Raw genomic sequence first — 2,477 nt, forward strand, 5'->3', positions numbered from 1 at the left:
TTTGCCGGAGGCTTCAACGGCAGCCTGACCGGGCGGGAAAACCTGCGCTTCACCAGCCGCATCTACGGTGCCGATATTCAGGAAGTGACGGAATTTGTGGAGGGTTTTACCGAGCTCGGCCCATACATGGACATGCCGGTGAAAACCTATTCATCGGGCATGCGCTCCAAGCTGGCTTTTGGCCTGAGCATGTCCATCGGCTTCGATTTCTATCTCATTGATGAGGCGTGGTCCGTGGGGGACGCCTCCTTCCGGGCCAAGGCGGAAAAGCTCTTTGAGGCGCGCAAGGCGCACGCGACGCTGGTTGTGGTATCGCACAACGTAGCCACCATCCGCAAGAACTGCGACAGCGCGGCCGTGCTGCACGATGGCCTGCTGACCGTATACGACAAGCTCAATGACGCCCTGCGCGTCTACACGGGGATTTGCCATGCCGGACGTTGAAAAGCCCGCCGCACAAGCCGCATCGGGCGCAAAGGCGGCTCCAGCAAAGCAGGAAGCGGACGTAAGGCCCGCTTCTCCCGCCGCATCTCCGAAAGCCAGGGAGCAAGCCGCGGCCCCTTCCGGCACGCAGGGAAAGCCTGCGCCGTCCGCGCCTGCCGCCTCAGGCAAGCCGGATCCGGTACCTCCAAAGCCCGCTGCCGCCCCAAAGCCGAATGCCGTGTCTGCGCCAAAGCCCCCCGTGCCGGCCGCACCCGTTGAACGTCCAGCGCCCCAGGCCGTCCCCCATTTGGCCCTGGCCTCGCACTCCGCTTCTACGGCGCCCGGCAGGATACGTTCCCGGCTTTCCCCGGCCATAAAAGCGGTACTGGCTGCCGTGCTGCTGCCCACCTTATTGTCTTTGCTGTACTTCGGCCTGTGGGCTTCGCCCATGTACATCGCCGAAGCCCGCTTTGCCGTGCGCGGGGCGGAAAACAGCGGCGCGGCCGGCGGCCTTGCCGCCCTGCTGCTGCCTTCCGGCGCTTCCGTGGGCGCGGACGCGCATATCGTTGCCGAGTACATCCAGTCCCCGGACATCATGGAGGCCATTGACGGAGAACTGCACATTTTCCGCCACTTCTCCAGCCGCGAGTATGACCTCATCAGCCGCCTTGCCGCTGACGCCACACGGGATGAGCGCCTTTCCTATTGGAATTGGGCGGTGAAACCCTCCTTTGACCCGGAAACCGGCGTCATCGCTTTGAGCGTCAGGGCTTATGACCCGGTTACGGCCCAAAAACTGGCGGAAGCCGTGCTGACCAAAAGCGAGGCCCTGGTCAACGCCATGAGCCGCCGCGCGCAGGACGACGCCATCGCCCTGGCCATGAGCGAGGTAAAAACGGCGGAACAACGGGTAAGTGCCGCGCAGGACGCCATGCGCGCCTTCCGGGATCGCAGCGGGATGCTGGACCCGGCCAGCACGGCGGGCGGGCTGCAAGGCATCGTCAGCCAACTGGAAGGCGAAGCCGTAAAAGTCCGTGCCGAAATCGCGGAAGCCTCCACCTATATGAGTAAGGACGCCCCGGCATTGGTGGGATTGCGTGCCCGGCTGGCGGCTGTGGAAAAACAGCTTGCCTCGGAAAAGCTGCGCCTGGCCGGGGAAGCCCGGCCCGACAGCCTGACTTCCGTGGCAGGGGAATATGAGGACTTGCAGACCGAAAGCGAGTTCGCCCGGCAGCAGCTCGTTTCGGCCATGACCTCGCTGGAAACCGCCCGCGTGAAGGCGGAGGCCAAGTCCCGTTATGTGGTGGCCTTCCAGATTCCGGTTCTGCCGGACGAATCCCTGTATCCCCGCCCCTTCCTGTTTACGGCCTACGTCTTTGTCGGCGCCCTGGCGCTGGTAGGGCTCTGCTCCCTGATTATAGCCGCCGTGCGCGAGCACGCCGGGTTTTAGGATAGATGATGAACGCAAGACTGTTGGAAAAGCGGGGTTCCGCCCCGTACCCCGCCGGGGGGAATGATTCCCCCCGAACCCCCTCGATAACGTGGTTCCTTATTGTTCTGTCCCTCGTGTTGTCGGTTCCGGCTTACGCTGCGGAAGAGCCGCGCCAGAACGGTTCTTCCTACGGCGGCAGCCTGGGCAAATCCGGCAACCCCAGCCCCGGCGGGAGCGGAGGCATTCAGGGCACGCCTTCAACCCGTCCCCCGTCCTATCTGCCGGGCGGCTATCAGCGGGAAGCCCATCAGTACGGGCAAAGCTCCGGCTACTGGCAGGAAGAGCGCCAGCGCCAGACCATGCCGGGCCTGCCCGCCTGGGCCCAGGATACCTATCGCCCGGATATGGCGATGGGACTGCAGCCTTTCGGGGCGAACCTGTTCCGGGGCAACTTCGCCTCCACCTACGGCAACGGCATGAACGACGACTACGTGATTCTGCCCGGTGACAGAATCACCGTGCGCGTCTGGGGCGCGAGAAGCTACGACGACGTGCTGTTCGTAGACCAGCAGGGCAACATCTTTCTGCCGGAGGTCGGCCCGGTGCGGGTGGCAGGCCTGAC

Annotated in this window: 3 protein-coding genes; all 3 read left to right on the plus strand. The window is 64.2% G+C overall.

All coding sequences use genetic code 11. The features are described 5' to 3' along the window. The coding region (locus ACZM8Y_RS18025; protein ID WP_489501999.1) for an ABC transporter ATP-binding protein at positions 1 to 444 on the plus strand (444 nt) is incomplete at its 5' end. After that, entirely contained in the window at positions 431 to 1,873 is a 1,443-nt protein-coding gene (locus ACZM8Y_RS18030) for a KpsE/RkpR family capsule polysaccharide export protein (protein WP_489502000.1), read from the plus strand. The genes ACZM8Y_RS18025 and ACZM8Y_RS18030, both read left to right, overlap by 14 nt. A 5-nt stretch (positions 1,874 to 1,878) precedes the next feature. Next, a partial coding sequence (locus tag ACZM8Y_RS18035; protein ID WP_489502001.1) for a polysaccharide biosynthesis/export family protein occupies positions 1,879 to 2,477 on the plus strand: 599 nt, incomplete at its 3' end.

This window comes from Bilophila sp., from assembly GCF_057864385.1.

Excerpts from the sequence above, each read along its gene's own strand:
- ACZM8Y_RS18030 (WP_489502000.1), top strand. The coding sequence starts at position 431 with ATGCCGGACGTTGAAAAGCCCGCCGCACAAGCCGCATCGGGCGCAAAG.